Here is a 1852-nt window from a genome sequence, read left to right as displayed (position 1 = left end):
TTTTAAAGCGTTCAGCGGTTCTTCTGTCGTCCCGCGAAAACTGGATCTTCCGGTTCACGGCTATGCTCAGTAGTCTCTCGTAGCGAAATGTTTCTCATGTAGGCTTATTTCCCGGCCTACTTATTTTATAGTTTGGGAAGACCTCACTCCATTTTTCTGTTGTCAGCACAAGTACGTCATCAATGTACTTGATTTTCCACGGGACTTCCGTTTCTTTGTTCAATCTCTGTCCTAGACGATCCTGAAACCCTAAGATGAGCGCAGAATCAAAACTTTCATCATATTTCTCCATTCCAAGAATGACTATATATAACAATCTTCTCCGGATTTGGTTCATAAGATGAAGATAGGTGTAGGAATCTCTTCCTTTTGGGACCAGCGACTCGTTTATGAGTGTGTTTTGCCGAATCTGTCTGAGGAATTCCTCTCTCTCTTTGGCCGTTGCTCCCTTCTGGGATGGGTCTTTGACCTCGATGAGAATCGTCCTAGATTCTTCGTAGACTACGAAATCAACGAATGACATACCAATAGGCAGAGATCGCCCCTCACTATCCAGTTTTTCTACTTGGACTGCTCCGAAGTCAAATTCATAACCGCCTTCAAGGTATCGAGTCAATTTGAACACCCATTGTCTTCATAATCTGTTCGTGATACATCTTCTCATATGTTGCCAATATTGAATTCGAACTTAATTTATCGTAACTATCTTCACTCTCGCAAACTATCTCCTTTGTCTCTTTTCTTTTCAAGGAGTGGTATCTGATCCTGTCTTCCTCTTCGGCTTGAAGATCGAACTGCTTCAGCACTACATAGTCATGGGTAGCGAGAAATATTTGCACTCCTAGTCTTTGGAGTCTCAGCAGAATTCCCACAACTGAAGCTATCATTTCTGGATTCAAGTTGCTCTCTGGTTCATCCCAGAAGAGAATGGAGCCTTCCAGCAAAGTACCATTCTGGATCAAGAGCCACAGAAGCGCTAACTTTCTCAAGCCTTCAGCAAGCAGAGAGAACTCTAGGTTTCCTTGTGTGTTCTTCAGGAAGAACTCCTCGTCCTTCACCGTCACTCTTCCATCCATACAGTCCTGAAGCAAAGTCAGAATCTGTTGTCGATCTTGATCGACGCGCCCTCGCAAAATAGGCTTGTAAGCTCTGTCGATGATATCTGGATAGATTTCTTCAAAATGAATCTCTCTGCTGTTATACAGTGATCTAAAACCCGGTGCGTGCGCAAGCATCTCTTTTACCGGGATGTATGCACATTCAATGGGCGTCTTCAACCACTTTTCCTGCCCCTTCACACTAGCCGACGAAGAGCTTTTGACGTGGTTAGAAAAGGAAAGCTCAATCTTGTTCTCTTTCATGTTTTCCACAACAATTGATGCGCGGCTGCTTCTCTGCTGCCTTCTCACCAGTCTACCAAGTTTCATTCCGTAAGGCAGGAAGACCCTCAGAAGTTTGCTTGCAAAGTCCTCTTTGGTTCGTGTAATATCGCAAGACGCATAGATGCACTTCAAGATATGAGTTTTGCCTGTTGCGTTGGATCCAATTAAGATGTTTATTCCAGGCGAGCACTCCAGATCAAGTTTTCGAAATGCCGTGAAATTGGTGAGTGTGAGTCTTTTTATGGCGCCTTCCAACTAGCTCACCCCCTTGTAGCCAACTGCTTGTATTATAGCAGAAAGCCTTAGTGCAAACGGCGGAGAAGGGCGTCGGCGATCAATTCATGACGTGATGCTGCTGCGCAGGAAGTGATGCTAATTGATTAGACGCAAGGCGCCGACGAACATCGGCGGAGCAATGCCGGCAAAGATCGTGCCGGGACGCAAGGCTGGCAAAGACCACGCCAGGTCGC

General features: G+C 45.4%; 2 protein-coding genes. Both read right to left on the bottom strand.

The annotated features are described in order from the left end of the window. Positions 1 to 94: 94 nt before the first annotated feature. Complete coding sequence (locus B3K91_RS00860) at positions 95 to 616, bottom strand: hypothetical protein (protein ID WP_292593853.1); 522 nt, start codon at positions 614 to 616, stop codon at positions 95 to 97. Next, positions 600 to 1637, bottom strand: coding sequence for an AAA family ATPase (locus tag B3K91_RS00855; protein ID WP_292593851.1), 1038 nt, complete (start codon positions 1635 to 1637; stop codon positions 600 to 602). The genes B3K91_RS00860 and B3K91_RS00855 overlap by 17 nt, the downstream gene beginning before the upstream one ends. Positions 1638 to 1852 lie beyond the last annotated feature (215 nt).

It is taken from the genome of Mesotoga sp. UBA5847, assembly GCF_002432735.1.
Taxonomy (GTDB): Bacteria; Thermotogota; Thermotogae; order Petrotogales; family Kosmotogaceae; genus Mesotoga.
The sequence above is the reverse complement of the archived record's forward strand: the minus strand, read 5'-3'. Positions and strand labels throughout refer to the sequence as shown.